Consider the following 25577-nt stretch of genomic DNA (forward strand, 5'->3'; position numbering starts at 1 on the left):
CGTCTCCCCTGCTTATCGCAAGGTGAGGCGTTATCACCGTCATGCTTCGAGCGGATATTCGACGACCAGACGACGCGGCGCCACGCGCCCTTCTCCGTCCATTTCGCCCATCCCGATGAATTTCCCTTCTTCACCTTCTGTCACACGTACCAGGCCCTCAAGCGGCGCCCCCGTTGTACGAACCGGGTTCCCGTTCTTAAAGTAAACGGACGATGTTAAAGGAAGATTAACAACCGGGAAATCTGCTGCCGGACTGTCCATCGGCATTAGCAGCGGGTCCAGCAGATCGGCTGGCGCCATTCCCTGCGCTTGCGCCTGTTCAACCAGCGCGTGCAGATGCTCGAGCGTCACCATGCGTTCGACCGGATATTTGCTGACCGCCAGACGACGCAGATAAATCACATGCGCGCCGCAGCCCAGCTTTTCACCGAGGTCATCAATGATGGTACGAATGTAGGTCCCTTTCGAACAGTGCACTTCCAGCTCCAGTTCATCACCTTCGTGGCGGATGAACAGCAGCTCATACACGGTAATCGGACGAGCTTCGCGCGGAACGTCAATGCCCTGACGCGCATATTCGTAGAGCTTCTTGCCCTGATATTTCAGCGCCGAATACATCGACGGCACCTGAAGCGTATCACCACGGAAACTGTCCAGTGCCGCATCAAGTTGCTCTGCGCTGAAGGTCACCGGGCGCTCTTCCACGACCTGACCATCTGCATCGGAGGTATCCGTGCGCTGGCCCAGTTTGGCAATCACGCGGTAGCGCTTATCGGAATCCAGCAGGTACTGGGAAAACTTTGTCGCTTCCCCCAGGCAGATCGGCAGCATGCCGGTTGCCAGCGGATCCAGCGCGCCAGTGTGCCCTGCACGGTTGGCGTTATAAATACGCTTCACTTTTTGCAGCACGTCGTTGCTGGATGCACCCTGCGGTTTATCCAGCAACAGCACGCCATGCACGTCACGACCGCGACGACGAGGACGACTCATCAGTCCTCCTTGCTGTCGTCCGCCGGGTTAACACGACGCTCATCGTCATGTTTCACCACGCTGGTCACCAGGTTGGACATACGCATACCTTCAACCAGCGAGTTGTCGTAGAAGAAGGTCAGTTCCGGCACGATACGCAGGCGCATCGCTTTGCCAAGCAGAGAGCGGATGAAACCAGAGGCTTCCTGCAACGCTTTAATGCCGTTCTTCACTGCGTCTTCATCCTGATCATTCAGGAAAGTCACAAACACTTTGGCGTACGCCAGGTCGCGGGACATTTCCACGCCAGACACGGTGGTCATCATACCCACGCGTGGATCTTTGATTTCACGTTGCAGAATGAGTGCGATCTCTTTCTGCATCTCCTGCGCGACGCGCTGTGGGCGACCAAATTCTTTCGCCATAATAAATTCTCCAGACAAAAAAGGGGCTTAAGCCCCTTTTTAAAATTACTGCCGGGTGGCGCTTCGCTTACCCGGCCTACGCTTATTAATCTTCTGTTGACGAAGATTACGCGATGGTACGCTGAATTTCGATGATCTCGAACACTTCGATCATATCGCCAACGCGAACGTCGTTGTAGTTCTTCACGCCGATACCACATTCCATACCGTTACGGACTTCGTTAACGTCATCTTTGAAGCGGCGCAGGGATTCCAGCTCGCCTTCGTAGATAACCACGTTGTCACGCAGTACGCGGATTGGGTTGTGACGCTTGATGGTCCCTTCGGTAACCATACAGCCCGCGATCGCACCGAATTTCGGTGATTTGAACACGTCACGTACTTCAGCCAGACCGATGATCTGCTGTTTCAGCTCAGGAGACAGCATGCCGCTCATCGCTGCTTTCACTTCGTCAATCAGGTTATAGATGACGGAGTAGTAACGCAGATCCAGGCTTTCAGCATCAATCACTTTACGCGCAGATGCGTCAGCACGAACGTTGAAGCCAACCAGGATAGCGTTGGACGCGGCTGCCAGGGTTGCGTCGGTTTCGGTGATACCACCTACACCAGAACCGATGATCTTCACTTTCACTTCGTCGGTAGACAGTTTCAGCAAGGAATCGGAGATTGCTTCCACAGAACCCTGAACGTCCGCTTTCAGAACGATGTTCACTTCGTGAACTTCGCCTTCGGTCATGTTGGCGAACATGTTCTCGAGTTTAGATTTCTGCTGACGAGCCAGTTTCACTTCACGGAATTTACCCTGACGATACAGAGCCACTTCACGCGCTTTCTTCTCGTCACGTACCACGGTAACTTCGTCACCGGCAGCCGGAACACCGGACAGGCCGAGGATTTCCACTGGAATGGATGGACCCGCTTCCAGCACTTCCTGACCCAGTTCGTTACGCATAGCACGAACGCGACCATATTCGAAACCACACAGAACGATATCGCCCTTGTGCAGAGTACCTTCGCGAACCAGAACGGTTGCAACCGGACCACGACCTTTATCCAGGAAGGATTCGATTACCGCGCCGCTCGCCATACCTTTACGCACCGCTTTCAGTTCCAGAACTTCAGCCTGAAGCAGAATAGCGTTCAGCAGGTCGTCGATACCGGTACCTGCTTTTGCAGATACAGGGATGAACTGCGCTTCACCGCCCCACTCTTCCGGCATAACGCCGTACTGGGAGAGTTCGTTTTTCACGCGATCCATATCGGCTTCTGGCTTATCAATTTTGTTAACTGCGACAACCAGAGGCACCTGCGCCGCTTTCGCGTGCTGGATAGCTTCAATGGTCTGTGGCATCACGCCATCGTCGGCAGCAACAACCAGTACAACGATATCCGTTGCCTGAGCACCACGAGCACGCATTGAAGTAAACGCTGCGTGGCCTGGGGTATCCAGGAAGGTGATCATGCCGTTTTCGGTTTCTACGTGGTAAGCACCGATGTGCTGGGTAATACCACCCGCTTCGCCGGAGGCAACCTTAGTAGAACGAATGTAGTCAAGCAGAGAGGTTTTACCGTGGTCAACGTGACCCATGATGGTCACAACCGGAGCACGCGGTTCAGCCGCTGCACCCGTATCACGGTCGCTCATTACCGCTTCTTCCAGTTCGTTTTCACGACGCAGGATAACTTTGTGGCCCATCTCTTCGGCAACCAGCTGTGCGGTTTCCTGGTCGATAACCTGGTTGATGGTGGCCATTGCGCCCAGTTTCATCATCGCTTTGATGACCTGAGAGCCTTTCACCGCCATCTTGTTAGCCAGTTCGCCAACGGTGATGGTTTCACCGATCACAACGTCACGGTTAACGGCCTGAGCTGGCTTCTGGAAGCCCTGCTGTAGAGCGGAACCTTTACGCTTGCCGCCTTTACCGCCGCGAACCGCTGCACGTGCTTCTTCACGGTCAGCTTTCGATTCAGCGTGCTTGTTACCTTTTTTCGCAGGACGTGCAGCTTTTGCACTGCGAGTACGGCCACGACCACCTTCAACTTCACGGTCGTTGTCGTCTTCTGCCTGGCGCGCATGCTGAGACGTGGTGACGTGATAATCGCTGGTATCTTCAGTTGGTTCAGCGGTATTCACACCATTCTTCTCGTTTTCTTCTGCCATGCGACGCGCTTCTTCGGCGACGCGGCGAGCTTCTTCTTCAAGCTTGCGGCGGGCTTCTTCTTCCGCTTTACGCTTCAGCTCGGCAGCTTCATTTTCACGGCGGGCTTTTTCAGCCTGGGCTGTTTTGGTCATTTCGTCGGTCTGTTGATTGCTCACTTTGTCTTTTTCCGCAGCGTCACGCTTCGCTTTTTCACCGGCGTCGCGTTTCGCTTTTTCTGCGGCCTCACGTTCAGCTTTTAATTCTGCTTCACGTTTGGCAGTGGCTTCTGCCTCACGCTGAGCTTGTTCTTCCGCTTCACGCTGTGCCTGCTCTTCCGCGGCAAGGCGTTCTGCCTCTTGCGGATCACGTTTTACAAAGGTGCGCGTCTTGCGGACTTCGATTTGTACCGACTTGCTTTTGCCACCGGTACCAGGGATGTTCAACGTGCTACGCGTTTTGCGCTGTAGCGTTAACTTGTCAGGCGTAGAGCCGTGTTCACGGTTCAGGTGCGCTAACAAGGTTTGTTTTTCTTGCGCGGTCACCGAGTCATCAGCGGACTTCGGGATCCCTGCATCAGCAAATTGCTGTACCAGGCGGTCCACGGAGGTCTGAATCTCAGCAGCCAGCGATTTTACAGTTACATCAGTCATGCTGTTCCTTCCTGCTACAGTTTATTACGCTTCGTCGCCGAACCAGCAAATATTACGTGCGGCCATGATGAGTTCGCCGGCTTTCTCGTCGGTTAAACCTTCGATATCAGCCAGGTCATCAACGCCTTGCTCAGCGAGATCTTCCAGCGTACAAACACCACGGGCAGCCAGCTTGAACGCAATCGCACGATCAAGACCTTCCAGATTCAGCAGGTCATCAGCCGGCTTCTTATCGCCAAGGCTTTCTTCCTGAGCCAGCGCCAGGGTGGTCAGTGCGTTTTTAGCGCGTTCACGCAGGGCTTCAACGGTTGGTTCATCCAGACCGTCAATTTCCAGCAGCTCTTTCATTGGCACGTAGGCCAGTTCTTCCAGCGTAGAGAAACCTTCTTCAACCAGCACAGTGGCGAAGTCTTCGTCAATGTCCAGGTATTTGGTGAAGGTATCGATCGCCGCGTGGGCTTCAGCCTGATGCTTGGCCTGAAGGTCATCAACGGTCATCACGTTGAGTTCCCAGCCGCTCAGCTGTGACGCCAGACGTACGTTCTGACCGTTACGGCCAATCGCCTGCGCCAGGTTGCCCGCTTCTACAGCGATATCCATGGTGTGTTTGTCTTCGTCAACAACGATAGACGCCACATCAGCCGGTGCCATTGCGTTGATCACGAACTGCGCCGGGTTGTCGTCCCACAGAACGATATCAATGCGCTCGCCGCCCAGTTCGGTAGACACCGCCTGAACACGTGCGCCACGCATACCGACGCAAGCACCGACCGGGTCGATACGCTTGTCGTTGGTTTTCACCGCAATTTTCGCACGGGAACCCGGATCGCGGGCCGCCGCTTTAATCTCGATAACTTCTTCGCCGATTTCCGGCACTTCAATACGGAACAGTTCAACCAGCATTTCTGGTTTAGAACGCGTCACGAACAGCTGTGCACCACGCGCTTCAGGGCGTACGGCATACAGCACACCACGAATACGGTCGCCTGGGCGGAAGTTCTCACGCGGCAGCATGTCTTCGCGCAGGATCACGGCTTCAGCGTTACCCGGCAGCCCTTCGGATTTGATCTCCAGAGAGATGTTGTCGCGGTTCACTTTCTTCACCACGCCAGTGATGATTTCGCCTTCCTGATCGCGGAACTGATCGACAACCAGCGCGCGCTCGGCTTCGCGCACTTTCTGCACGATAACCTGCTTCGCGGTCTGGGTGGTGATACGGTCGAAGGTGACAGATTCAATCTGATCTTCAACGTAGTCACCCACGTTCAGACTTTCGTCTTCAAAACGTGCCGCTTCCAGGGTGATCTCTTTGGTCGGCTGGGTCACTTCTTCAACAATTACCCAACGACGGAATGTATCGAAGTCACCGCTTTTACGATCGATTTCTACGCGAACATCGATCTCTTGTTCGTATTTTTTCTTGGTTGCTGTAGCCAGTGCACTTTCCAGCGCTTCGAAAATCTTCTCACGCGGCAGTGATTTCTCGTTGGAGACGGCTTCAACAACAGCCAAAATTTCTTTGTTCATCGCGGGCTTTTCACCTCAATCCAGACTGTTAAAAGTGGGGAACCAGGTTCGCCTTCTGGATATTACTCAGCGCGAACACTTCATCTTTGCCTTCGACTGTTACCGTGATCATTTCACCATCAACGGCTTTGATAATTCCCTGCCATTTACGGCGGTTCTGTACGGCCATACGCAGAACGAGAGCCACTTCTTCACCGGTAAAGCGCACATAGTGCTCGGCCGTGAACATCGGGCGATCGAGGCCAGGTGAGGAAACTTCCAGGTTGTACGCAACGGTAATCGGATCTTCAACATCAAGAACCGCACTCACCTGGTGGCTGACATCAGCACAATCATCAACATTGATGCCATCTTCACTATCAATATAGATGCGCAGTGTGGATGTACGGCCGCGAACGAATTCGATGCCGACCAGTTCGTAGCCCAGTGCTTCGACCGGTGCAGTAATCATCTCTGTTAATTTTTGCTCTAATGTGGACAAGCCCACCCCCAAGACATAAAAAAAGGGCGTAAAGCCCAGTTATTCTGTAGTCAGATAACAAAAAACCCCGATAAATCGGGGCTTTAGATAACTGAACCCTATAGCCACAACTGTGGCCTGGAGCACTCTCCGAAAGAATTTTTTCAAATCCAGCTACGAAGGCTCTAAGTCTTCACAGTATATTTGAAAAAGAACTTTATGGGAAAGTGGTTGCGGGGGCCGGATTTGAACCGACGACCTTCGGGTTATGAGCCCGACGAGCTACCAGGCTGCTCCACCCCGCGCCTGAAACGTGGCAAATTCTACGCGTTTTGGACAGAATTTGCAAATAATGCTGGGATTTGGTACCGAAGACGGGACGTAAAATCGGCGTTCAGTATATTGATAGTTGACCCCACCTGTCAACCCAACTTCAGTCAGGGTAATAAAAGGGAAATTTTTACAAAAAACGCATACGTCTCTTTCGGTCGTCGATAAAAGATGATTAAATGAATACTCACTTATTTTGCATAAACATGCATCGAGAGCGAAAGCGGTCTCTAATCAGTCAATCAAGCAGGGTTTTATTATATGACGACGATTCTCAAGCATCTCCCGGTAGGACAACGTATTGGCATCGCTTTCTCTGGCGGCCTGGATACCAGCGCTGCACTGCTGTGGATGCGCCAGAAGGGAGCGGTTCCTTATGCATATACTGCGAACCTGGGTCAGCCGGACGAGGAAGATTATGACGCGATCCCTCGTCGTGCCATGGAATATGGCGCAGAGAACGCACGTCTGATCGACTGCCGTAAGCAGCTGGTTGCCGAAGGGATTGCCGCGATCCAGTGCGGTGCTTTCCATAACACGACCGGCGGCCTGACCTATTTCAATACCACCCCGCTGGGCCGTGCCGTCACCGGCACCATGCTGGTCGCCGCCATGAAAGAAGATGGCGTGAACATCTGGGGTGACGGTAGCACCTATAAAGGCAACGATATTGAACGTTTCTATCGTTATGGCCTGCTCACCAACGCTGAGTTGCAGATCTACAAACCGTGGCTGGATACCGACTTCATCGACGAGCTGGGTGGCCGTCATGAAATGTCTGAGTTTATGATTGCCTGCGGCTTTGACTACAAAATGTCCGTTGAGAAAGCTTACTCAACCGACTCCAACATGCTGGGTGCAACGCACGAAGCGAAAGACCTTGAATTCCTGAACTCCAGCGTCAAAATTGTTAACCCGATTATGGGCGTGAAGTTCTGGGACGAGAACGTGAAGATCCCGGCGGAAGAAGTGACCGTGCGTTTCGAACGGGGTCATCCGGTTGCCCTGAATGGTAAAACCTTCTCCGACGATGTTGAACTGATGCTGGAAGCAAACCGCATCGGCGGTCGTCACGGTCTGGGCATGAGCGATCAGATCGAAAACCGTATCATCGAAGCGAAAAGCCGTGGCATTTACGAAGCGCCGGGGATGGCGCTGCTGCATATCGCTTACGAGCGTCTGCTGACCGGTATTCACAACGAAGACACCATTGAGCAGTATCACTCTCATGGCCGTCAGCTGGGCAAATTGCTGTATCAGGGCCGCTGGTTCGATCCACAGGCACTGATGCTGCGTGACGCCCTGCAACGTTGGGTGGCAAGCGCAATCACCGGCGAAGTGACGCTGGAACTGCGTCGCGGCAATGACTACTCCATCCTGAATACCGTGTCTGACAACCTGACCTATAAAGCAGAGCGTTTGACCATGGAGAAAGGTGAATCAGTGTTCTCTCCGGACGATCGTATTGGCCAGCTAACCATGCGTAACCTGGACATCACCGATACCCGTGAGAAGCTGTTCAACTATGTTGAGAATGGCCTGCTCTCCGCGCATTCCGGTAATGGTCTGCCGCAGGTCGAGAACCTGGAACACAGCGATAAGAAGTAATCGACAGCCAGACATGCAAAAGGCGCCCAACAGGCGCCTTTTTTATTGGGTATTTATAGGGCGGGTAAGCGCAGCGCCACCCGCCATTTGCCCGCCACCACAATGTACAGACGAAAAAAAGACGTCTTGCGACGTCTTTCTTCTGGAATATTGGTACCGAGGATGGGACTCGAACCCACAAGCCCGTTAGGGCACTACCACCTCAAGGTAGCGTGTCTACCAATTCCACCACCTCGGTACGGAATACTTACTGCGGGATATCGCTGGTTGGCTTAGCCGGTGCAGCTGGCTGAGTTTGCTCAGTTTTTGCTGGCGCGCTCAGATTTTCCCACTCGCTTCCTTTACTGGTCTTGTTGCTGTTGATATTACCCAGCACCAGACTGATGATGAAGAACAGCGTAGCCAGAATCGCCGTCGTACGGGTCATGAAGTTCGCAGAACCACTTGAACCGAACAGCGTACCGGAAGCGCCTGCTCCAAAGGAGGCTCCCATATCAGCGCCTTTACCTTGCTGTAGCATAATCAGCGCTACGAGAGCGATGGCTACAATAAGGAAAATAACTAAAAGAGCTTCGTACATAATCAACCTGTTCCTTGCGGATTTGCCGCATACCAATGCTTCGACCAATTAGCAGGATTTTGTTTCCCACTGAAGCGGGTGTGAATACTAACCAAAGCGAATCACCTTCGCAAGGGCATTTTCGAGGCATTGTATCAACTGCGGAAAAAAACAGCAAAAAGCCATTAATTGCTTAAAACAAAGGCGGCAAACGCCGCCTTTTTAAACACTTATTCTGAAAGATTATGCAGCTTTCACCGCATCCGCAATACGGTGCGCAAATTCAGTCACCTGCGCTTCGTCTTCACCTTCCACCATCACGCGGATCAGCGGCTCCGTACCTGACTTACGCAGCAGGACACGCCCACGGCTGCCCAAAGCGGCTTCAACGTCTGCCATCACCGCTTTCACGTTGTCATTTTCCAGCGGATCGCCTTTACCGGCGGTGAAACGTACGTTCACCAGGATCTGCGGGAACATTTTCATGCCGCTGCAAAGATCGTGCAGGCTCATATGGTTACGCGCCATCGCGGCAACAACCTGAAGCGCCGCCACAATGCCGTCACCGGTGGTGGTTTTATCAAGCAGGATCACGTGGCCGGAGTTTTCCGCGCCAATGCGCCAGCCTTTCTCCTGGAGTTTTTCCAGCACGTAGCGGTCACCCACTTTCGCACGGACAAACGGGATGCCCAGCTGTTTCAGCGCCAGCTCAAGACCCATATTGCTCATCAGCGTGCCCACCGCGCCACCGCGCAGTTGTCCCTGACGCAGGCCTTCACGCGCAATGATGTAGAGGATCTGATCGCCATCGACCTTGTTACCTTCGTGGTCAACCATGATCACACGGTCGCCATCGCCATCCAGGGCAATGCCCAGATCGGCTTTTTCAGCCAGTACACGCGCCTGCAAGGCACGCACGTCTGTCGCGCCAACTTCTTCGTTGATGTTCAGGCCGTCCGGCTCGCAGCCAATCGTGATCACTTTCGCGCCCAGCTCGCGGAACACATTCGGCGCAATGTGGTACGTCGCACCGTTGGCACAGTCCACCACAATTTTGAGGTGTGCCAGGCTCAGTTCATTCGGGAAGGTGCCTTTGCAGAATTCAATGTAGCGACCTGCCGCATCGACAATACGGTTTGCTTTACCCAGTTCAGCAGAGTCGACACAGGTGATCTCTTTTTCCATTTCCGCTTCAATCGCCTCTTCCACGTCATCCGGCAGTTTGGTGCCGTCAATGGAGAAGAATTTGATACCGTTGTCGTAGAACGGGTTATGCGAAGCTGAAATGACGATGCCCGCTTCCGCACGGAAGGTACGGGTCAGGTAAGCAACAGCAGGGGTCGGCATTGGGCCTGTAAAAGAAGCGGAAAGCCCCGCCGCCGCAAGCCCGGCTTCCAGCGCGGATTCCAGCATATAACCCGAAATACGGGTATCTTTCCCAATAATGATCTTACGGGAACCATGACGCGCCAGCACTTTCCCCGCCGCCCAGCCCAGCTTCAGGACAAAATCAGGGGTAATTGGCGCATTGCCTACGCGCCCACGGATGCCATCGGTACCAAAATATTTACGATTACTCATAGCGTTTGTTTTCCTTCGCTGCCAGTGTGGCTTCCACCACACGCATGGCTTCTACTGTTTCTTTTACGTCATGGACGCGAATGATGTGTGCACCTTGCATCGCGGCAATCACCGCGCAGGCCAGACTGCCGCTCAGACGTTCGCTCGGCCCGACATTCAACAACTGACCAATCATCGATTTTCTCGACATTCCCACCAGCAGTGGCAGGCCGAACTGATGAAACTCTGATAAGCGCGCAAGCAACGCGTAATTGTGTGAGAGATTTTTACCGAAACCGAAGCCCGGGTCGAGCAGCAATTTCTCTTTTGCGATACCCGCACGTTCACAGCGTTCGATATGCTCAATAAAGAAGCGGGTGACGTCAGCAAACACATCTTCATATTTCGGCGCCTCCTGCATTGTCTTAGGCTGGCCCTGCATATGCATCAGACACACCGGTAGCCCGGTTTCTGCGGCGGCTTCAATCGCGCCAGGCTCGGTCAGTGAGCGGATATCATTGATAATGTGAGCGCCCACTCTCGCCACTTCGCGGATCACTTCGGGTTTGGACGTATCGACGGAGATCCATACCTCGAAACGTTGCGCGATCGCCTCAACCACCGGCACCACGCGCGCTAGCTCTTCTTCCACCGAAACCTCCGCCGCGCCAGGCCGCGTTGACTCCCCTCCAACGTCAATGATGGTGGCACCCGCGTTGATCATTAAATTCGCGTGTTTAACCGCGTCGATGAGCGAGTTATGCGTGCCGCCGTCAGAGAAGGAATCAGGCGTGACATTCAGGATCCCCATCACATGGGGATGTGAAAGGTCGAGATGCGAGTCCTGGGCGAATAGTTTCATGGTGAAATCCCTGGAATTGATGTGGTTAAACAGATAAGAAAAACCCCGGAGCAAGCTCCAGGGTTTGAGATACAGACAAACGCTTCAACAGCAGTGACTTACTTGTCGCCCAACTGCTCTGACATGGTGTTGCCCGGGTTTGGCGTACGCGGTTCATCGACCGGACGCGGCGCACGCGGGGTGCCATTGTTGTCAGAATTGTTAGACGCACCTGGGTCTTCCCAGCCAGCTGGCGGACGCACTTCGCGGCGCGCCATCAGGTCGTCAATCTGCGGTGCATCAATGGTCTCATATTTCATGAGCGCATCTTTCATCGAGTGCAGAATGTCCATATTGTCGTTCAGGATCTGACGGGCGCGACCGTAGTTACGTTCAATCAGCGCTTTCACTTCCTGGTCGATGATACGTGCCGTCTCATCGGACATATGTTTCGCTTTTGCCACAGAGCGGCCCAGGAATACTTCGCCCTCTTCCTCTGCATACAGCAGCGGACCGAGTTTGTCGGAGAAGCCCCACTGAGTCACCATGTTACGCGCCAGGTTTGTCGCCACTTTAATATCGTTCGACGCACCGGTAGAAACATGTTCCGCACCGTAGATAATCTCTTCAGCCAGACGACCGCCGTACAGCGTTGAGATCTGACTTTCCAGCTTCTGACGGCTGGCGCTGATCGCGTCGCCTTCAGGCAGGAAGAAGGTCACACCCAGCGCACGCCCACGTGGAATAATCGTCACCTTGTGCACCGGATCGTGTTCCGGCACCAGTCGACCAATAATCGCGTGGCCCGCTTCGTGATATGCCGTGGACTCTTTCTGCGCTTCCGTCATCACCATGGAGCGACGTTCCGCACCCATCATGATTTTGTCTTTCGCTTTCTCGAATTCCACCATGGAAACCACGCGCTTGTTACCGCGAGCGGCAAACAGTGCGGCTTCGTTGACCAGGTTAGCCAGATCCGCACCGGAGAAGCCCGGAGTACCACGCGCAATGATTGCCGCGTCGATATCTGGCGCCAGCGGAACGCGACGCATGTGCACTTTCAGAATCTGTTCACGACCACGAACATCCGGCAGACCAACCACAACCTGACGGTCGAAACGGCCTGGACGCAACAGCGCAGGGTCGAGTACGTCCGGACGGTTAGTTGCCGCGATAACGATAATACCTTCGTTACCTTCGAAGCCATCCATCTCAACCAGCATCTGGTTCAGGGTCTGCTCACGTTCATCGTGACCACCGCCCAGACCTGCGCCACGCTGGCGGCCTACGGCGTCGATTTCATCGATGAAGATGATGCACGGTGCTGCCTTCTTAGCCTGCTCGAACATGTCACGCACACGAGATGCACCGACACCCACGAACATTTCAACGAAGTCAGAACCTGAAATCGTAAAGAACGGTACCTTCGCTTCACCCGCGATGGCTTTTGCCAGCAGGGTTTTACCGGTACCCGGAGGGCCGACCATCAGGACGCCTTTCGGGATCTTACCGCCCAGTTTCTGGAAACGGCTCGGCTCGCGCAGGTATTCAACCAGTTCACCCACCTCTTCTTTTGCTTCGTCACAACCTGCGACGTCAGCAAACGTGGTCTTGATCTGGTCTTCCGTCAGCATACGCGCCTTGCTCTTACCGAACGACATGGCACCTTTGCCACCACCGCCCTGCATCTGGCGCATAAAGAAGATCCAGACGCCGATAAGAAGCAGCATCGGGAACCAGGAAATGAAGATAGAAGCCAACAGGCTTGGTTCTTCCGGCGGCTCGCCTACCACTTTGACGTTTTTGGTCAGAAGGTTATCAAGCAGCTTAGGATCGTTCACCGGGATGTAAGTCGTGTAACGGTTACTATCTTTCTTGGTAACGTTGATCTCACGTCCGTTGATACGCGCTTCGCGAACCTGGTCCTGATTGACCTCTTGCAGGAAGGTAGAATAATCCACCTTGCGGCCATTCGACTCGCTGGGCCCAAAGCTCTGGAATACTGACATCAGCACAACGGCAATGACCAGCCAGAGTATTAGGTTTTTCGCCATGTCACTCAAGGGATTAACCTCATATTACAACTGTGTTAAAAACAGCGTCAGGATACTCTATATCCAGTTTCATTCAAACTTTCGCCTGAAATCTACCGGTTATCATTTTCGCCCGGTCGCTACAATATACACTTCACGGGAACGGGCCCGGGAAGAGTCCGGCTTACGAACTTTGACCTTCGCAAACAGGGAGCGAATTTCCTTAAGATACTCCTCGAAACCTTCGCCCTGAAACACCTTCACAACAAAACTACCACCAGGCGCTAGTACATCACGACACATTTCTAACGCTAGTTCCACCAGATACATGGCGCGGGGGATATCCACCGCCGGTGTTCCACACATATTTGGTGCCATATCCGACATGACAACCTGGACCTTACTGTCACCTACACGATCAAGTAATGCTTTAAGCACTAATTCATCACGAAAGTCGCCCTGAAGGAAGTCGACACCGACGATGGGATCCATTGGTAAAAGATCGCATGCGATGATTCGGCCCGTTCCGCCGATCTGCGTAACCGCATACTGGGACCATCCGCCCGGTGCCGCACCGAGGTCGACCACCGTCATTCCCGGTTTAAAAAGTTTGTCACTTTGCTGTATTTCATCAAGTTTAAACCAGGCGCGGGAACGCAACCCCTTTTTCTGCGCCTGTTGAACATATTTATCGCTAAAGTGTTCCTGAAGCCAGCGGCTGGAGCTGGCAGAACGCTTTTTACCTGTCATTTAACATTTCCGTCCTGGTTCATCGTTACTTGCCTGTGACGTAAATTTCTACGCAGCTATTTGGCGATATTAGGGAGATGGCGGTAGAATGAACCGTTTTCAATCCCAACGTAAGCAAAAATATACGATGAATCTGAGTACTAAACAAAAACAGCACCTTAAAGGTCTGGCACATCCGCTCAAGCCTGTAGTGATGCTTGGCAACAATGGTTTGACCGAAGGGGTGCTTGCCGAGATTGAACAAGCGCTGGAACACCACGAGCTGATCAAGGTGAAAATCGCCTCTGAAGACAGAGACACTAAAAACCTGATCGTGGAAGCCATCGTGCGCGAAACCGGCGCCTGTAATGTACAGGTCATCGGTAAAACGCTGGTGCTCTATCGCCCATCTAAAGAGCGCAAAATCTCGCTGCCACGTTAAGGATATCCTGAATCGAACACATTTTCTGTGTGAAACGAGGGATTTCTTTCAGCAGGCGAGCAAAATGCCATGCTCCTTGAGTTGATAAAAGGCCGCTATGCGGCCTTTTTCTTTTCTTTACAATGTATCAACATCTTAGTAGAGAAGCGAATTACAGGTATTCAACCTTAATAATTTCGTATTCTACTTCGCCGCCAGGGGTGCGGATGGTGACAACATCGTCCTGCTCTTTGCCAATCAGGCCACGAGCAATCGGCGAGTTCACCGAAATCAGGTTCTGTTTGAAGTCCGCTTCATCATCACCCACGATGCGATAGGTCTGCTCTTCGTCGTTATCCAGGTTCAGGACGCTGACGGTAGAGCCGAAGATCACACGGCCATTGTTTGGCATTTTAGTGATATCGATAACCTGCGCGTTAGACAGTTTCGCCTCGATATCCTTAATGCGCCCCTCACAGAAACCCTGCTGCTCACGCGCCGCGTGGTATTCAGCATTCTCTTTCAGGTCGCCATGCTCACGCGCTTCCGCGATAGCGGCGATGATTTCAGGACGACGCACGGATTTGAGAAAATCCAGCTCTTCGCGCAGTTTTTCGGCACCACGTAAGGTCATCGGAATAGCTTGCATTTGTTATACCTCTTAAACATTCCTGTTGGGAGCAGTGTTCCCTGCTCCAGCCCACCTGAACAGGCCAGAAGCAAAAAGAAAACCGACCCGGGAGCAACGTCCCAGGTCAGCAGCAATTTTTCAATTTGATACGCATTTTACCGCGAAGTTCACTATGGGTCATCGTTTACTTTACAGTGCCATGCACCGTAGTATGACGGTTTGTTTTCGGGTTGTTAGCGCGAGATTATGCGATTTTCCAGTTTTATCATCGGATTGACTACCAGTATAACGTTCACCGTTCAGGCCGCGAATGTTGATGAGTACATTAATCAACTGCCCGCTGGCGCGAACCTTGCCCTGATGGTGCAAAAGGTTGGCGCGCAGGCTCCCGAGATTGACTATCACAGTCAACAGATGGCGCTGCCTGCCAGTACCCAGAAGGTGATCACTGCCCTCGCCGCCCTGCTTCAGCTCGGGCCCGACTTCCGTTTTACCACCACCCTTGAAACCAGAGGTAACGTTGAGGGTGGCGAACTGAAAGGCGATCTTATCGCCCGTTTTGGTGGCGATCCCACCTTTAAGCGCCAGGATGTCCGCAACATGGTGGCGGTTCTGAAAAAATCCGGCGTGACAAAAATCGATGGCAATGTGCTGATCGACACCTCCATTTTCGCCAGCCACGATAAAGCACCTGGCTGGCCGTGGAACGACATGACGCAGTGCTTTAGCGCCCCGCCAGCCGCCGCCATCGTCGACCGTAACTGCTTCTCCGTATCGCTTTACAGCGCGCCAAAACCAAATGACTTAGCTTTTATCCGCGTCGCATCTTACTACCCGGTCACGATGTTCAGCCAGGTCCGGACGCTGGCGAAAGGCTCGCCTGAGGCACAGTATTGCGAACTGGACGTTGTACCTGGCGATCTCAACCGTTATACGCTGACTGGCTGCCTGACCCAGCGGGCTGACCCACTCCCGCTGGCATTCGCCATTCAGGATGGCGCAGGCTATGCCGGGGCCATTTTTAAAGACGAACTGAAGCAGGCGGGTATTACCTACACCGGAACGCTGCTGCGCCAGACGCAGGTGAATGAACCAGGCACGGTGATCGCCAGTAAACAGTCCGCGCCACTGCATGATTTGCTTAAGATTATGCTGAAAAAGTCGGATAACATGATTGCCGACACGGTGTTCCGCATGATTGGACACGCGCGCTTCGGTGTGCCGGGCACCTGGCGGGCCGGTTCGGATGCCGTACGTCAAATCCTGCGCCAGCAGGCGGGAATCGATCTGGGCAATACGATTGCGGTCGATGGTTCCGGTTTATCGCGTCATAACCTGATCTCGCCAGCCACCATGATGCAGGTGTTGCAGTACATTGCTCAGCATGACGCTGAGCTAAACTTTATTACGATGCTGCCGCTTGCCGGGCACGATGGGTCACTTCAGTACCGTGCGGGCCTTCACGCTGCGGGCGTGGATGGCAAAGTGTCGGCGAAAACGGGTTCTCTGCAAGGTGTTTACAACCTTGCCGGTTTTATCACGACAGCCAGCGGACAACGCATGGCATTTGTGCAGTATCTTTCCGGCTATGCCGTCGAACCGGCTGACCAGCGCAATCGTCGTATTCCACTGGTGCGTTTCGAAAGCAGGCTCTATAAGGACATCTACCAGAATAACTAGCGATGAAACTACTTATAGTTGAAGACGATCTGTTATTGCAGGAAGGGTTAGCGCTGGCGCTGGGGAATGAAGGCTACGCCCTGGATTGTGCCGCCACGGCCGCTGAAGCAGATGCCCTGATCCAGAGCGGAGAATACAGTCTGGTGATCCTGGATTTGGGGCTGCCGGATAAAGACGGCGCGACGCTGCTCTGCCAGTGGCGTCGGCGCGGGGTGGAGAATCCCGTTTTGATTCTTACCGCCCGCGATGCCATTGAAGACAGAATTAACGGGCTGGATTCTGGCGCTGACGATTATCTGGTAAAACCCTTCGCCCTTGCCGAGCTACAGGCTCGCGTACGGGCGTTGATTCGCCGCTATCAGGGTCACAGCGACAACCTGCTGACGGACGGGGATATCACCCTCAATCTGCAAACCCAGCAGGTGCTGCGCCAGTCTCAGCCTGTGGAAGTGACACCAAAAGAGTTCGCTCTGCTGACGCGCCTGATCATGCGCAGCGGACAGACGGTACACCGTGAAACGCTGCAACAGGACATCTACTCCTGGCAGGACGATCCGGGATCAAATACGCTTGAAGTCCATATACACAACCTGCGACGTAAGCTTGGCAAAGATCGCATCAAAACCGTGCGCGGCGTGGGCTATCGTCTGGAGAGTCAGAAATGAACAGTATGCGTCGGCGATTAATGGTGTTGCTGGCGGTTATTCTGTTATTTTTCCAACTGATTAGCGTTATCTGGCTATGGCATGAAAGCCGTGAGCAAATCGGTTTTCTGGTGAACGAAACGTTGTCCGCGAAAGCGCGCAACAACCATGTCGAAAAAGAGATCCGCGAAGCCATAGCCTCGTTGCTGGTCCCTTCCCTGGTGATGGTCGGTTTTACCCTGTTCTTCTCATTCTGGGCGGTCACCTGGATCACCCGGCCCCTCAATAAACTTCGCGACAGCCTGGCGAACCGATCGGCGGATAATCTGACCCCCCTGCCGATGTATTCCGATATGGAAGAGATTGGCGCAGTGACCACGTCGCTGAATCAACTGCTCGCCCGGCTGGACCACACTATTCAACAGGAACGCCTGTTTACCGCCGATGCGGCACACGAGTTACGAACACCGCTTGCGGGGATCAGGCTCCATCTGGAACTAATGGCCCAGTCCGGTTCCCCTCAGGCCACGCCTCTGATAAGCCGTATCGATCAGTTAATGCATACGGTGGAACAGCTGCTGATGCTGGCGCGTGCCGGGCAGGCGATGGCCAGCGGCCACTACGATACCGTGAACTGGACAGAGACGATCATTGCCCCGCTCAGCCTGGAACATGAAGCCAAAGAGCACACGGTAATATGGCCGGCGCACAGCGCGCTGACGGTACAGGGGGACGCCGTTCTGTTACGCCTGATGCTAAGGAACCTTCTGGAGAATGCCGCCCGCTACAGCCCGGCAGGCACAACCATTGAAGTGGCATTAACAGCGACGGAGGGCGGTACCCGGATCAGCGTTACCGATCAGGGGCCGGGTATTGATGAGGCACACCGCCAGTCGATCACCCAACCTTTTCGCCGTCTCGACCAGCGCTATGGCGGCAGCGGCCTTGGGCTGAGCATCGTACAGCGAATCGTGCAGCTCCATCATGGCCATTTAACGCTGGAGAACTGTGCTGAGGGCGGATTAATCGCCAGTTGTTGGTTACCCGCGAAAATAGGATAAAAAAAAGCCCCGTTAAGGGGCTTGATACAGGGGTTAGTGCTTGTAAATGAATTCGACGCCTTCTTCGTCGTCCTCATCCCAGTCATCGTCCCAGTCTTCATCATCTTCTTCCGCTTCCAGCTCTTCGAGCTGCTGGCGGTGGTAGTCATCCCACATGAATTCGACTTTTTCAGGCTGTTTCGCTTCTTCTGCCTGAACAACCGGATTCTCGATGATAAAGGTCATCACATCCCAGCAGAGATCTTTCACGCCAACCTGGCTGGCGGCAGAGATCAGGTAGTACTTATCTTCCCATCCCATCGCGTCGGCAATCGCTTTAGCTTTCGCTTCAGCTTCCGCTTTGTCCATCAGGTCGATCTTGTTGAAGACCAGCCAGCGTGGTTTTTGCGCCAGTTTTTCGCTGTATTTCTCCAGCTCGCCAATAATGATACGGGCGTTTTCAACCGGATCGGAACCGTCGATGGGATCGATGTCGATGAGGTGCAACAGTACGCGGCAACGCTCAAGGTGCTTCAGGAAGCGAATACCCAGACCGGCGCCTTCTGCTGCCCCTTCAATCAGACCCGGGATGTCCGCTACCACGAAGCTTTTCTCGTTATCCATACGGACAACGCCCAGGCTCGGCACCAGCGTCGTAAACGGATAGTCCGCCACTTTTGGTTTCGCCGCAGAGACAGCACGGATAAACGTCGATTTACCGGCGTTTGGCATACCCAGCATCCCAACATCCGCCAGCAGCATCAGTTCCAGTTGCAGGTCGCGCTTATCACCCGGGGTACCCATGGTTTTTTGACGCGGGGTACGGTTTACGGAAGATTTGAAACGGCTGTTACCCAGACCGTGCCAGCCGCCTTTCGCCACCATCAGGCGCTGACCGTGTTTGGTCATATCACCCATGGTTTCGCCCGTGCCCTGGTCGATCACACGCGTACCCACCGGCACTTTGATCGTCACGTCTTTACCGCGTTTACCGGTACAGTCACGGCTCTGGCCGTTCTGACCACGCTCGGCGCGGAAAGATTTTTCGAAACGGTAGTCGATCAGCGTGTTGAGGTTTTCATCCGCCTCCAGCCACACGTCTCCACCGTCTCCACCGTCACCGCCGTCAGGACCGCCACGAGGAATATATTTTTCACGGCGGAAGCTTACACAACCGTTACCGCCATCACCTGCCACGACCAGAATCGTCGCTTCATCAACAAACTTCATTTTACTCTCCGTAACTCATTCGCCTGAGCGGGGGACTACTACAACCGCTTCATTTTTGCGCCAACGTCCCCAGAGACGATGACCAATGGCGGAATACATCGCGCCCGCAACCACGACAAACGCACCGAGATAACCCAACAGGTTGAGCATCGGCTTGACGAAGACATCGGGCCAGGCCATTGATAACAAATCTGAAAATAACAGCGTAAACAGCGGGGTAAGCGTGATTAAGGCGCTCACCTGTGCTGCCTGCCAGCGCGCCATGGCTTCAGCCAGCGCGCCATAACCGACCAGCGTATTCAGCCCACAAAAAATGAGGCACGCCAGTTGCCAGTCGCTGAGCTGGGTGATCACACCCGGCTTCGCTAACGGCAATAATGCAAGTGTACACAAAGTGTACAGCAAAAAGAGGATCTGCTGTGAGGCAAGACGGCGCAATAACACCTTTTGCGCGACGCCATAACTCACCCAGACCGTTGCTGCACCCACCCCAAAAATGACACCCCAGGTGTAATCCGTCAGGCGGGTAAAAATCTCGATCAGACTGGTGTTAAAGAACATCACCAGACCGCAAAGCAGCATGCTTGCCCCGATGATCTGCGTGCCACGCATCTTCTCCTTGAGGATAAATACGCTGGCGACCATCATGCCGACCGGTGAAAGCTGACCAATCACCTGCGACGCTGTAGGGCTAAGATATTGCAGGGAAGAGCTGAACAGAATGAAGTTACCGAACAGTCCGCCCGTCGCGATAGCCAGTAACACCAGCCAACGCGGTTTTCGGAAGATGCGCAGCGGTGGCAGCTTACCTTTGACGGCCAGAATGGCGCCCAGGCCAATGCTTGCCATCAGGAAGCGATAAAACACCACCGTCGGCGGTTCCATCACTTCCAGTACCTGCTTCATTGCAATTGGCAGTGCACCCCAGCACATTGCGGTAGTGAGCGCCAAAAGAATACCAATGCCGGCCTGCTGCTTCATGCCCGTTTTCCCTACAGAAAATTTTCCGGGTTTCCAATGTAAAAAGCCCCGCAACACGTTGCGGGGCTTTAATCCGTTACCGGACCGAGAAAACCTTACTCAGCAACGATGCTGATGTATTTACGGTTGTTCGGGCCTTTAACTTCAAATTTCACTTTACCGTCTGCTTTAGCAAACAGAGTGTGGTCACGACCGCAACCTACGTTAGTACCTGCGTGGAACTTGGTGCCACGCTGACGAACGATGATGCTACCCGCCAGAACGGATTCGCCACCGAAACGCTTAACGCCCAGGCGTTTAGCTTCTGAATCGCGACCGTTACGTGTGGAGCCGCCAGCCTTTTTATGTGCCATTTAAATCTCTCCTCAGGTCTTAGGCGCTGATGCCAGTAATTTTCACATCAGTGAACCACTGACGGTGGCCCTGCTGCTTACGATAGTGTTTACGACGACGAAACTTAACGATTTTAACTTTCTCGCCACGACCGTGAGCAACAACTTCAGCTTTGATAACGCCGCCATCAACGAAAGGAACGCCGATTTTGACTTCTTCACCGTTTGCGATCATCAGAACTTCAGCGAACTCAACAGATTCGCCAGTTGCGATGTCCAGCTTTTCCAGGCGAACGGTCTGACCTTCGCTTACTCGGTGTTGTTTACCACCACTTTGGAAAACCGCGTACATATAAACTCCGCTTCCGCGCACATCCTCGTATGATTCAGAGTGCGCTATAAATATTCACAATAGGGCGCGAATATTACGCAAAACGCGAGCCTTTGACAAGTGCTACCATCAATACATGAAGAAAAAAAACACAACACGTACGGTAACGTTTATCTGAGCCGTTTTTTCAGTACAATCAGCAATACTATTTATAAACCGAAACCCTTTGTGTACCCATCTCGTGTGGGATAAACAGGATAAAAAGCCCGGCTTTTGCGATGAATTTAGAAAAAATCAATGAGTTAACCGCGCAAGATATGGCGGGTGTGAATGCAGCAATCCTGGAGCAACTCAACTCTGACGTTCAGCTGATCAATCAGTTGGGCTATTACATCGTCAGTGGCGGCGGTAAACGTATTCGTCCGATGATTGCCATTCTGGCCGCACGCGCGGTTGGCTATCAGGGAAATGCCCACGTCACGATCGCGGCGCTGATCGAATTTATCCACACCGCCACCCTGCTTCACGACGATGTTGTGGATGAATCAGACATGCGTCGTGGCAAAGCCACCGCTAATGCCGCGTTTGGTAATGCGGCAAGCGTTCTGGTAGGGGATTTTATCTATACCCGAGCGTTCCAGATGATGACCAGCCTTGGCTCGCTGAAGGTGCTGGAAGTGATGTCAGAAGCCGTGAACGTTATCGCTGAAGGCGAAGTCCTACAGCTGATGAACGTTAACGACCCGGACATCACCGAAGAGAACTATATGCGGGTGATTTACAGCAAAACCGCACGTCTGTTTGAAGCAGCCGCGCAGTGCTCTGGCATTCTGGCGGGCTGTAGCGAAGCTCAGGAAAAAGGGCTTCAGGACTATGGCCGTTACCTCGGCACCGCGTTCCAGCTGATTGATGATTTGCTGGATTACAGCGCGGATGGCGAAACGCTCGGTAAAAACGTCGGCGATGACCTCAACGAAGGCAAGCCAACGCTGCCGCTGCTCCATGCGATGCGCAACGGCACCCCAGAGCAGGCGAAAATGATCCGGGAAGCTATCGAGCAGGGAAATGGTCGCCATCTTCTGGAACCGGTACTGGAAACAATGGCAATCTGCGGCTCCCTGGAATGGACGCGCCAGCGCGCTGAAGAAGAAGCAGACAAAGCCATCGCTGCAATTCAGGTCATCCCTGACAGCCCATGGCGTGATGCGTTAATCGGCCTCGCCCACATCGCCGTTCAGCGCGACCGTTAATCCTCTCCTCGTCTCCCTGCGTCCTTGCAGGGAGATTCCAGTACGCACCAGTAAATTACTTTCCCGTGTAAGCTCATCAGGTTACAGGCCGCATGTATAAAGCCGTGTCTTATTCTGAATATTGCTTCTCGTAACATGAACTTTTTAGAACAGAAGTTCGAAGTGAGTATAGTAATGCTGTCTTTTCACACGAAACGACGTGGACGATAACGAACACAAGGACAGCATTATGGATACAAAATTCATCGACTGGCATTCTGCTGACATCATTGCGGCACTGCGTAAAAAAGGGACATCGCTGGCTGCCGAATCACGTCGTCATGGGCTGAGCTCGTCGACGCTGGCAAACGCACTGACCCGCCCATGGCCGAAGGGGGAACTGATTATCGCGACGGCGCTGGATACGCATCCGTGGGTAATCTGGCCATCACGCTACCACGATCCCATTACCCATGAATTTATCGACAGAACGCGCATGATGCGCCAGAGCAAAACGAAGAAAGCACATCAGGGCTGATGCACACAGATTTACAGGAACAGCAATCCCCCGGCCTGTTCTGGCAGGGGGGTGCCGGAAAGATTACTCGCCCTTCACACGCTCGATATTAGCACCCAGCGCGCGCAGTTTGTCTTCAATACGCTCATAACCACGATCGATGTGGTAGATACGATCGACAACGGTAGTCCCTTCCGCAATACAACCAGCCAGTACCAGACTCGCAGACGCGCGCAAATCGGTCGCCATCACCTGCGCACCGGACAGTTTTTCAACGCCGTGGCAAATTACCGTGTTGCTTTCAATCTCAGCATGCGCACCCATACGGATCAGTTCCGGTACGTGCATGAAACGGTTTTCGAAGATGGTTTCCGTGATAAAGCCCGTGCCTTCGGCCACCAGGTTCAGCAGCGTGAACTGTGCCTGCATATCCGTCGGGAATGCCGGGTGTGGCGCAGTACGCACGTTAACGGCTTTAGGACGCTGCCCGTGCATATCCAGGCTGATCCAGTCTTCACCGATTTCAATGTCCGCACCCGCATCGCGCAGTTTCGCCAGCACCGCATCCAGGGTATCCGGCTGGGCGTTACGGCAGACAATCTTACCGCCAGAAATCGCGGCCGCGACCAGGAAAGTACCGGTTTCGATACGGTCTGGCAGTACGCGGTACACACCGCCACCCAGACGTTCAACGCCTTCGATGGTGATACGGTCAGTGCCCTGCCCGCTGATCTTCGCACCCAGCGCGACCAGGAAGTTCGCGGTATCCACGATTTCCGGTTCACGTGCGGCGTTTTCGATGATGGTGGTGCCTTCTGCCAGCGTAGCAGCCGACATGATGGTGACCGTTGCGCCCACGCTCACTTTGTCCATGACAATGTGCGCGCCTTTCAGACGACCATTTACGGACGCTTTAACGTAACCTTCTTCCAGCTTGATCTCCGCGCCGAGTTTTTCGAGGCCGAAGATATGCAGGTCGACTGGACGCGCGCCGATAGCGCATCCGCCCGGCAGTGAAACCTGTCCCTGACCAAAACGCGCCACCAGCGGACCAAGCGCCCAGATGGACGCACGCATGGTTTTCACCAGCTCATATGGTGCTGAGAAGTTGTTCACGTTGCTGGCATCGATCCAGACGGAACCGTTACGCTCCACTTTGGTGCCCAACTGGCCGAGCAACTTCATGGTCGTGTCGATATCTTTCAGCTTCGGTACGTTCTGGATCTCTACCGGCTCTTCTGCGAGCAGCGCAGCGAAAAGAATGGGCAGCGCGGCGTTTTTAGCGCCAGAAATTGTGACTTCGCCCTGGAGACGCGTGGGTCCCTGAACACGAAATTTATCCATTGTTTGCTCTCTTATAAATTCAACCGTGCTGCGGGCGCTTCGCCCTCAGCTCAAAAACCGTTTAGTTTGCGATCGCGTGCCCACTCCTGTGGGGTGAACGCTTTAATCGACAGGGCGTGAATGCGGTTATCCGCAATGTATTCCATCAGCGGCGCGTACACAGCCTGCTGTTTCTTCACGCGACTCATTCCGTCGAACATCTCACCCACAGCAATAACCTGGAAGTGACTGCCATCGCCAGAGACGTGGGCTTCCTGAAGGGAGAGTGCATTCATCAGCACAGTCTGGATTTCATTATTTTCCATGGGGTCTACATCATCTGATAGTGAAAACAAGCCCAACATCTTAGAGCAAAGTGGCGCGGTCTTAAACAAGCAAAAAGCCCCAACCAGTAAACTGTCGGGGCTTTCGGAAGTAACGTACTGAAAAAATTAGCGAGGTAATACGTCTTGCGGCAAATTGTAAAGCTGTGCAAGGGTAATCACGTTATCGCTTACCCCCGTCAGGGTGACGTTGCTCCCCTGCTTTTTCCCCGTGGCCACCAGGTGCGCCAGCAGGGCAATACCGGCGGTATCTACCCGCGTGACGCCATGGAGATCAATCAGCGTCACGCCCTGCATCACGTTATGGCGAGCGTCCCACAACGGGTTAAGCAGATCCTGATCCAGCTCTCCCGTCAGCGTCAGCGTCTCGCCGTCACGCGCCCAGCTAAGCTGCTGCGACATTACTTCTTCTCGTCCAGGGTAATTTTCTGACGAGAGATAGACTGAAGCTGAGCCGTCAGGCCATCAATGCCTTTAGTGCGCAGCAGATCGCTCCACTCGTTCTGTTTAGTGGTGATCATGCTGACGCCTTCAGCGATCATGTCGTACGCCTGCCAGTTACCGGTCTGGCTGTTTTTACGCCACTGGAAATCCAGACGAACCGGTGGACGACCGTTTGGATCGATAATCGTCACGCGGATAGGAATGATGGTGGCATCGCCCAGCGGCTGCTCAGGGGCAATCTGATAGGTCTGTCCGTGGTACATCGCCAGCGCCTGGCCGTAAGCCTGTTTCAGATATTCACGGAACGCCGCGAAGTAAGCCTCGCGCTGTGCCGGGGTCGCGTCTTTGTAGTAACGGCCCAGTACCAGTGCGCCCGCATACTTGATCTGCACATACGGCAGCAGTTCCTGATCCACCACATCACGCAGATAATCAGGGTTAGAGCGGATTTTTGGCTGTTCGTTTTTAAGACGGTCGAAGGTTTTCTTCGCGGCCTCATCCATCAGTTTGTACGGGTTACTCTGATCCGCGGCATGCGCCGCGGTAAGAGGGGCAATGACCAGCATGGCAACCATTAACAGTCGTTTAAACATGA

Annotated in this window: 26 protein-coding genes and 2 tRNA genes; 7 read left to right on the forward strand and 21 right to left on the reverse strand. The window is 53.6% G+C overall.

All coding sequences use genetic code 11. The features are described from left to right. Nucleotides 1-39 precede the first annotated feature (39 nt). From truB to ACOTX7_RS08010, 6 genes are all read right to left on the reverse strand, one after another. Nucleotides 40-990, reverse strand: coding sequence for a tRNA pseudouridine(55) synthase TruB (gene truB / locus ACOTX7_RS07985; RefSeq protein WP_006812116.1), 951 nt, complete (start codon nt 988-990; stop codon nt 40-42). Further along, complete coding sequence (rbfA, locus tag ACOTX7_RS07990) at nt 990-1394, reverse strand: 30S ribosome-binding factor RbfA (RefSeq protein ID WP_003861793.1); 405 nt, start codon at nt 1392-1394, stop codon at nt 990-992. The genes truB and rbfA overlap by 1 nt, the downstream gene beginning before the upstream one ends. Before the next feature lie 106 nt (nt 1395-1500). Beyond that, nucleotides 1501-4188: a translation initiation factor IF-2 gene (gene infB / locus ACOTX7_RS07995; protein WP_006812117.1), complete on the reverse strand. Its 2688-nt coding sequence runs from the start codon at nt 4186-4188 to the stop codon at nt 1501-1503. Nucleotides 4189-4212: 24 nt separating this feature from the next. Next, a complete protein-coding gene (gene nusA / locus ACOTX7_RS08000) occupies nt 4213-5715 on the reverse strand; it encodes a transcription termination factor NusA (protein WP_003861798.1) in 1503 nt (500 codons plus the stop codon). A gap of 28 nt (nt 5716-5743) precedes the next feature. Further along, nucleotides 5744-6196 carry a ribosome maturation factor RimP gene (rimP, locus tag ACOTX7_RS08005; protein WP_014833432.1) on the reverse strand — a complete coding sequence of 151 codons (453 nt, stop codon included), beginning with the start codon at nt 6194-6196 and terminating at the stop codon, nt 5744-5746. 207 nt (nt 6197-6403) lie between these two features. Continuing rightward, nucleotides 6404-6480: transfer RNA gene (locus ACOTX7_RS08010), tRNA-Met, on the reverse strand. Nucleotides 6481-6766: 286 nt separating this feature from the next. On the opposite strand from ACOTX7_RS08010, the gene argG reads away from it, so the two are divergent. Further along, nucleotides 6767-8113 (forward strand): argininosuccinate synthase, encoded by a 1347-nt coding sequence (gene argG / locus ACOTX7_RS08015; RefSeq protein ID WP_205924452.1) that lies wholly within the window; start codon nt 6767-6769, stop codon nt 8111-8113. Nucleotides 8114-8264: 151 nt separating this feature from the next. Here the strand turns inward: argG and ACOTX7_RS08020 are convergent. The 6 genes from ACOTX7_RS08020 to rlmE form a co-directional block, all read right to left on the reverse strand. Beyond that, nucleotides 8265-8351: transfer RNA gene (locus tag ACOTX7_RS08020), tRNA-Leu, on the reverse strand. A 9-nt stretch (nt 8352-8360) separates the two neighbouring features. Next, nucleotides 8361-8693 carry a preprotein translocase subunit SecG gene (gene secG / locus ACOTX7_RS08025; RefSeq protein ID WP_003861803.1) on the reverse strand — a complete coding sequence of 111 codons (333 nt, stop codon included), beginning with the start codon at nt 8691-8693 and terminating at the stop codon, nt 8361-8363. 222 nt (nt 8694-8915) lie between these two features. Then, complete coding sequence (gene glmM / locus ACOTX7_RS08030; protein ID WP_221256514.1) at nt 8916-10253, reverse strand: phosphoglucosamine mutase; 1338 nt, start codon at nt 10251-10253, stop codon at nt 8916-8918. Further along, on the reverse strand, nt 10246-11094 hold the full coding sequence (folP, locus tag ACOTX7_RS08035; RefSeq protein ID WP_006812120.1) for a dihydropteroate synthase: 849 nt from the start codon (nt 11092-11094) through the stop codon (nt 10246-10248). Before folP ends, glmM begins: the two co-directional genes overlap by 8 nt. Before the next feature lie 98 nt (nt 11095-11192). After that, on the reverse strand, nt 11193-13127 hold the full coding sequence (gene ftsH / locus ACOTX7_RS08040; RefSeq protein ID WP_014833437.1) for an ATP-dependent zinc metalloprotease FtsH: 1935 nt from the start codon (nt 13125-13127) through the stop codon (nt 11193-11195). A gap of 102 nt (nt 13128-13229) precedes the next feature. Continuing rightward, nucleotides 13230-13856, reverse strand: a complete 627-nt coding sequence (gene rlmE / locus ACOTX7_RS08045; RefSeq protein ID WP_003861812.1) for a 23S rRNA (uridine(2552)-2'-O)-methyltransferase RlmE — start codon at nt 13854-13856, stop codon at nt 13230-13232. A gap of 127 nt (nt 13857-13983) precedes the next feature. Between rlmE and yhbY the strand changes: the two genes are divergently transcribed. Beyond that, entirely contained in the window at nt 13984-14277 is a 294-nt protein-coding gene (gene yhbY / locus ACOTX7_RS08050) for a ribosome assembly RNA-binding protein YhbY (protein WP_003861814.1), read from the forward strand. Between the two features lie 151 nt (nt 14278-14428). On the opposite strand, the gene greA is transcribed toward yhbY, so the two are convergent. After that, nucleotides 14429-14905 (reverse strand): transcription elongation factor GreA, encoded by a 477-nt coding sequence (gene greA / locus ACOTX7_RS08055; protein WP_006812122.1) that lies wholly within the window; start codon nt 14903-14905, stop codon nt 14429-14431. Between the two features lie 228 nt (nt 14906-15133). Here greA and dacB point away from each other — a divergent pair, with 228 nt between their 5' ends. The 3 genes from dacB to pmrB are packed head-to-tail and all read left to right on the forward strand — an operon-like array spanning nt 15134 to nt 18272. Then, nucleotides 15134-16567 (forward strand): serine-type D-Ala-D-Ala carboxypeptidase, encoded by a 1434-nt coding sequence (gene dacB / locus ACOTX7_RS08060; protein ID WP_003861817.1) that lies wholly within the window; start codon nt 15134-15136, stop codon nt 16565-16567. Between the two features lie 2 nt (nt 16568-16569). Beyond that, the gene (gene pmrA / locus ACOTX7_RS08065) at nt 16570-17232 is read left to right on the forward strand and encodes a two-component system response regulator PmrA (RefSeq protein ID WP_003861819.1); all 663 of its coding nucleotides are present in this window, start codon (nt 16570-16572) and stop codon (nt 17230-17232) included. Beyond that, nucleotides 17229-18272, forward strand: coding sequence for a two-component system sensor histidine kinase PmrB (pmrB, locus tag ACOTX7_RS08070; RefSeq protein ID WP_221256516.1), 1044 nt, complete (start codon nt 17229-17231; stop codon nt 18270-18272). The genes pmrA and pmrB overlap by 4 nt, the downstream gene beginning before the upstream one ends. A 33-nt stretch (nt 18273-18305) precedes the next feature. Here the strand turns inward: pmrB and cgtA are convergent, their stop codons facing one another. The 4 genes from cgtA to rplU form a co-directional block, all read right to left on the reverse strand. Next, nucleotides 18306-19481, reverse strand: coding sequence for an Obg family GTPase CgtA (cgtA, locus tag ACOTX7_RS08075; RefSeq protein WP_006812124.1), 1176 nt, complete (start codon nt 19479-19481; stop codon nt 18306-18308). Nucleotides 19482-19496: 15 nt separating this feature from the next. Continuing rightward, the gene (locus ACOTX7_RS08080; RefSeq protein ID WP_006812125.1) at nt 19497-20462 is read right to left on the reverse strand and encodes a DMT family transporter; all 966 of its coding nucleotides are present in this window, start codon (nt 20460-20462) and stop codon (nt 19497-19499) included. Between the two features lie 95 nt (nt 20463-20557). Continuing rightward, a complete protein-coding gene (gene rpmA, locus ACOTX7_RS08085) occupies nt 20558-20815 on the reverse strand; it encodes a 50S ribosomal protein L27 (RefSeq protein ID WP_003861831.1) in 258 nt (85 codons plus the stop codon). A gap of 19 nt (nt 20816-20834) precedes the next feature. Then, a complete protein-coding gene (rplU, locus tag ACOTX7_RS08090) occupies nt 20835-21146 on the reverse strand; it encodes a 50S ribosomal protein L21 (RefSeq protein WP_003025032.1) in 312 nt (103 codons plus the stop codon). A gap of 257 nt (nt 21147-21403) precedes the next feature. Between rplU and ispB the strand changes: the two genes are divergently transcribed. Beyond that, nucleotides 21404-22375: an octaprenyl diphosphate synthase gene (gene ispB, locus ACOTX7_RS08095; RefSeq protein WP_006812126.1), complete on the forward strand. Its 972-nt coding sequence runs from the start codon at nt 21404-21406 to the stop codon at nt 22373-22375. A 229-nt stretch (nt 22376-22604) separates the two neighbouring features. After that, nucleotides 22605-22892 carry a DNA-binding transcriptional regulator SfsB gene (sfsB, locus tag ACOTX7_RS08100; protein ID WP_221256517.1) on the forward strand — a complete coding sequence of 96 codons (288 nt, stop codon included), beginning with the start codon at nt 22605-22607 and terminating at the stop codon, nt 22890-22892. 63 nt (nt 22893-22955) lie between these two features. On the opposite strand, the gene murA is transcribed toward sfsB, so the two are convergent. The 4 genes from murA to mlaC all read right to left on the reverse strand — a co-directional run bounded on the left by murA (nt 22956) and on the right by mlaC (nt 25575). Then, nucleotides 22956-24215 carry a UDP-N-acetylglucosamine 1-carboxyvinyltransferase gene (gene murA / locus ACOTX7_RS08105; protein WP_006812128.1) on the reverse strand — a complete coding sequence of 420 codons (1260 nt, stop codon included), beginning with the start codon at nt 24213-24215 and terminating at the stop codon, nt 22956-22958. A 50-nt stretch (nt 24216-24265) separates the two neighbouring features. Continuing rightward, the gene (ibaG, locus tag ACOTX7_RS08110; protein ID WP_003861840.1) at nt 24266-24520 is read right to left on the reverse strand and encodes a BolA family iron metabolism protein IbaG; all 255 of its coding nucleotides are present in this window, start codon (nt 24518-24520) and stop codon (nt 24266-24268) included. Nucleotides 24521-24646: 126 nt separating this feature from the next. Continuing rightward, complete coding sequence (gene mlaB / locus ACOTX7_RS08115; protein ID WP_047354110.1) at nt 24647-24940, reverse strand: lipid asymmetry maintenance protein MlaB; 294 nt, start codon at nt 24938-24940, stop codon at nt 24647-24649. Continuing rightward, complete coding sequence (mlaC, locus tag ACOTX7_RS08120; RefSeq protein WP_006812130.1) at nt 24940-25575, reverse strand: phospholipid-binding protein MlaC; 636 nt, start codon at nt 25573-25575, stop codon at nt 24940-24942. Before mlaC ends, mlaB begins: the two co-directional genes overlap by 1 nt. Nucleotides 25576-25577: the final 2 nt, after the last annotated feature.

Origin of the sequence: Enterobacter cloacae complex sp. IR5418, assembly GCF_049238105.1 — a bacterium.
Taxonomy (GTDB): Bacteria; Pseudomonadota; Gammaproteobacteria; order Enterobacterales; family Enterobacteriaceae; genus Enterobacter; species Enterobacter hormaechei.

Excerpts from the sequence above, each read along its gene's own strand:
- truB (WP_006812116.1), bottom strand. The coding sequence starts at position 990 with ATGAGTCGTCCTCGTCGTCGCGGTCGTGACGTGCATGGCGTGCTGTTG.
- rbfA (WP_003861793.1), bottom strand. The coding sequence starts at position 1,394 with ATGGCGAAAGAATTTGGTCGCCCACAGCGCGTCGCGCAGGAGATGCAG.
- infB (WP_006812117.1), bottom strand. The coding sequence starts at position 4,188 with ATGACTGATGTAACTGTAAAATCGCTGGCTGCTGAGATTCAGACCTCC.
- nusA (WP_003861798.1), bottom strand. The coding sequence starts at position 5,715 with ATGAACAAAGAAATTTTGGCTGTTGTTGAAGCCGTCTCCAACGAGAAA.
- argG (WP_205924452.1), top strand. The coding sequence starts at position 6,767 with ATGACGACGATTCTCAAGCATCTCCCGGTAGGACAACGTATTGGCATC.
- secG (WP_003861803.1), bottom strand. The coding sequence starts at position 8,693 with ATGTACGAAGCTCTTTTAGTTATTTTCCTTATTGTAGCCATCGCTCTC.
- glmM (WP_221256514.1), bottom strand. The coding sequence starts at position 10,253 with ATGAGTAATCGTAAATATTTTGGTACCGATGGCATCCGTGGGCGCGTA.
- folP (WP_006812120.1), bottom strand. The coding sequence starts at position 11,094 with ATGAAACTATTCGCCCAGGACTCGCATCTCGACCTTTCACATCCCCAT.
- ftsH (WP_014833437.1), bottom strand. The coding sequence starts at position 13,127 with ATGGCGAAAAACCTAATACTCTGGCTGGTCATTGCCGTTGTGCTGATG.
- rlmE (WP_003861812.1), bottom strand. The coding sequence starts at position 13,856 with ATGACAGGTAAAAAGCGTTCTGCCAGCTCCAGCCGCTGGCTTCAGGAA.
- yhbY (WP_003861814.1), top strand. The coding sequence starts at position 13,984 with ATGAATCTGAGTACTAAACAAAAACAGCACCTTAAAGGTCTGGCACAT.
- greA (WP_006812122.1), bottom strand. The coding sequence starts at position 14,905 with ATGCAAGCTATTCCGATGACCTTACGTGGTGCCGAAAAACTGCGCGAA.
- dacB (WP_003861817.1), top strand. The coding sequence starts at position 15,134 with ATGCGATTTTCCAGTTTTATCATCGGATTGACTACCAGTATAACGTTC.
- pmrA (WP_003861819.1), top strand. The coding sequence starts at position 16,570 with ATGAAACTACTTATAGTTGAAGACGATCTGTTATTGCAGGAAGGGTTA.
- pmrB (WP_221256516.1), top strand. The coding sequence starts at position 17,229 with ATGAACAGTATGCGTCGGCGATTAATGGTGTTGCTGGCGGTTATTCTG.
- cgtA (WP_006812124.1), bottom strand. The coding sequence starts at position 19,481 with ATGAAGTTTGTTGATGAAGCGACGATTCTGGTCGTGGCAGGTGATGGC.
- ACOTX7_RS08080 (WP_006812125.1), bottom strand. The coding sequence starts at position 20,462 with ATGAAGCAGCAGGCCGGCATTGGTATTCTTTTGGCGCTCACTACCGCA.
- rpmA (WP_003861831.1), bottom strand. The coding sequence starts at position 20,815 with ATGGCACATAAAAAGGCTGGCGGCTCCACACGTAACGGTCGCGATTCA.
- rplU (WP_003025032.1), bottom strand. The coding sequence starts at position 21,146 with ATGTACGCGGTTTTCCAAAGTGGTGGTAAACAACACCGAGTAAGCGAA.
- ispB (WP_006812126.1), top strand. The coding sequence starts at position 21,404 with ATGAATTTAGAAAAAATCAATGAGTTAACCGCGCAAGATATGGCGGGT.
- sfsB (WP_221256517.1), top strand. The coding sequence starts at position 22,605 with ATGGATACAAAATTCATCGACTGGCATTCTGCTGACATCATTGCGGCA.
- murA (WP_006812128.1), bottom strand. The coding sequence starts at position 24,215 with ATGGATAAATTTCGTGTTCAGGGACCCACGCGTCTCCAGGGCGAAGTC.
- ibaG (WP_003861840.1), bottom strand. The coding sequence starts at position 24,520 with ATGGAAAATAATGAAATCCAGACTGTGCTGATGAATGCACTCTCCCTT.
- mlaB (WP_047354110.1), bottom strand. The coding sequence starts at position 24,940 with ATGTCGCAGCAGCTTAGCTGGGCGCGTGACGGCGAGACGCTGACGCTG.
- mlaC (WP_006812130.1), bottom strand. The coding sequence starts at position 25,575 with ATGTTTAAACGACTGTTAATGGTTGCCATGCTGGTCATTGCCCCTCTT.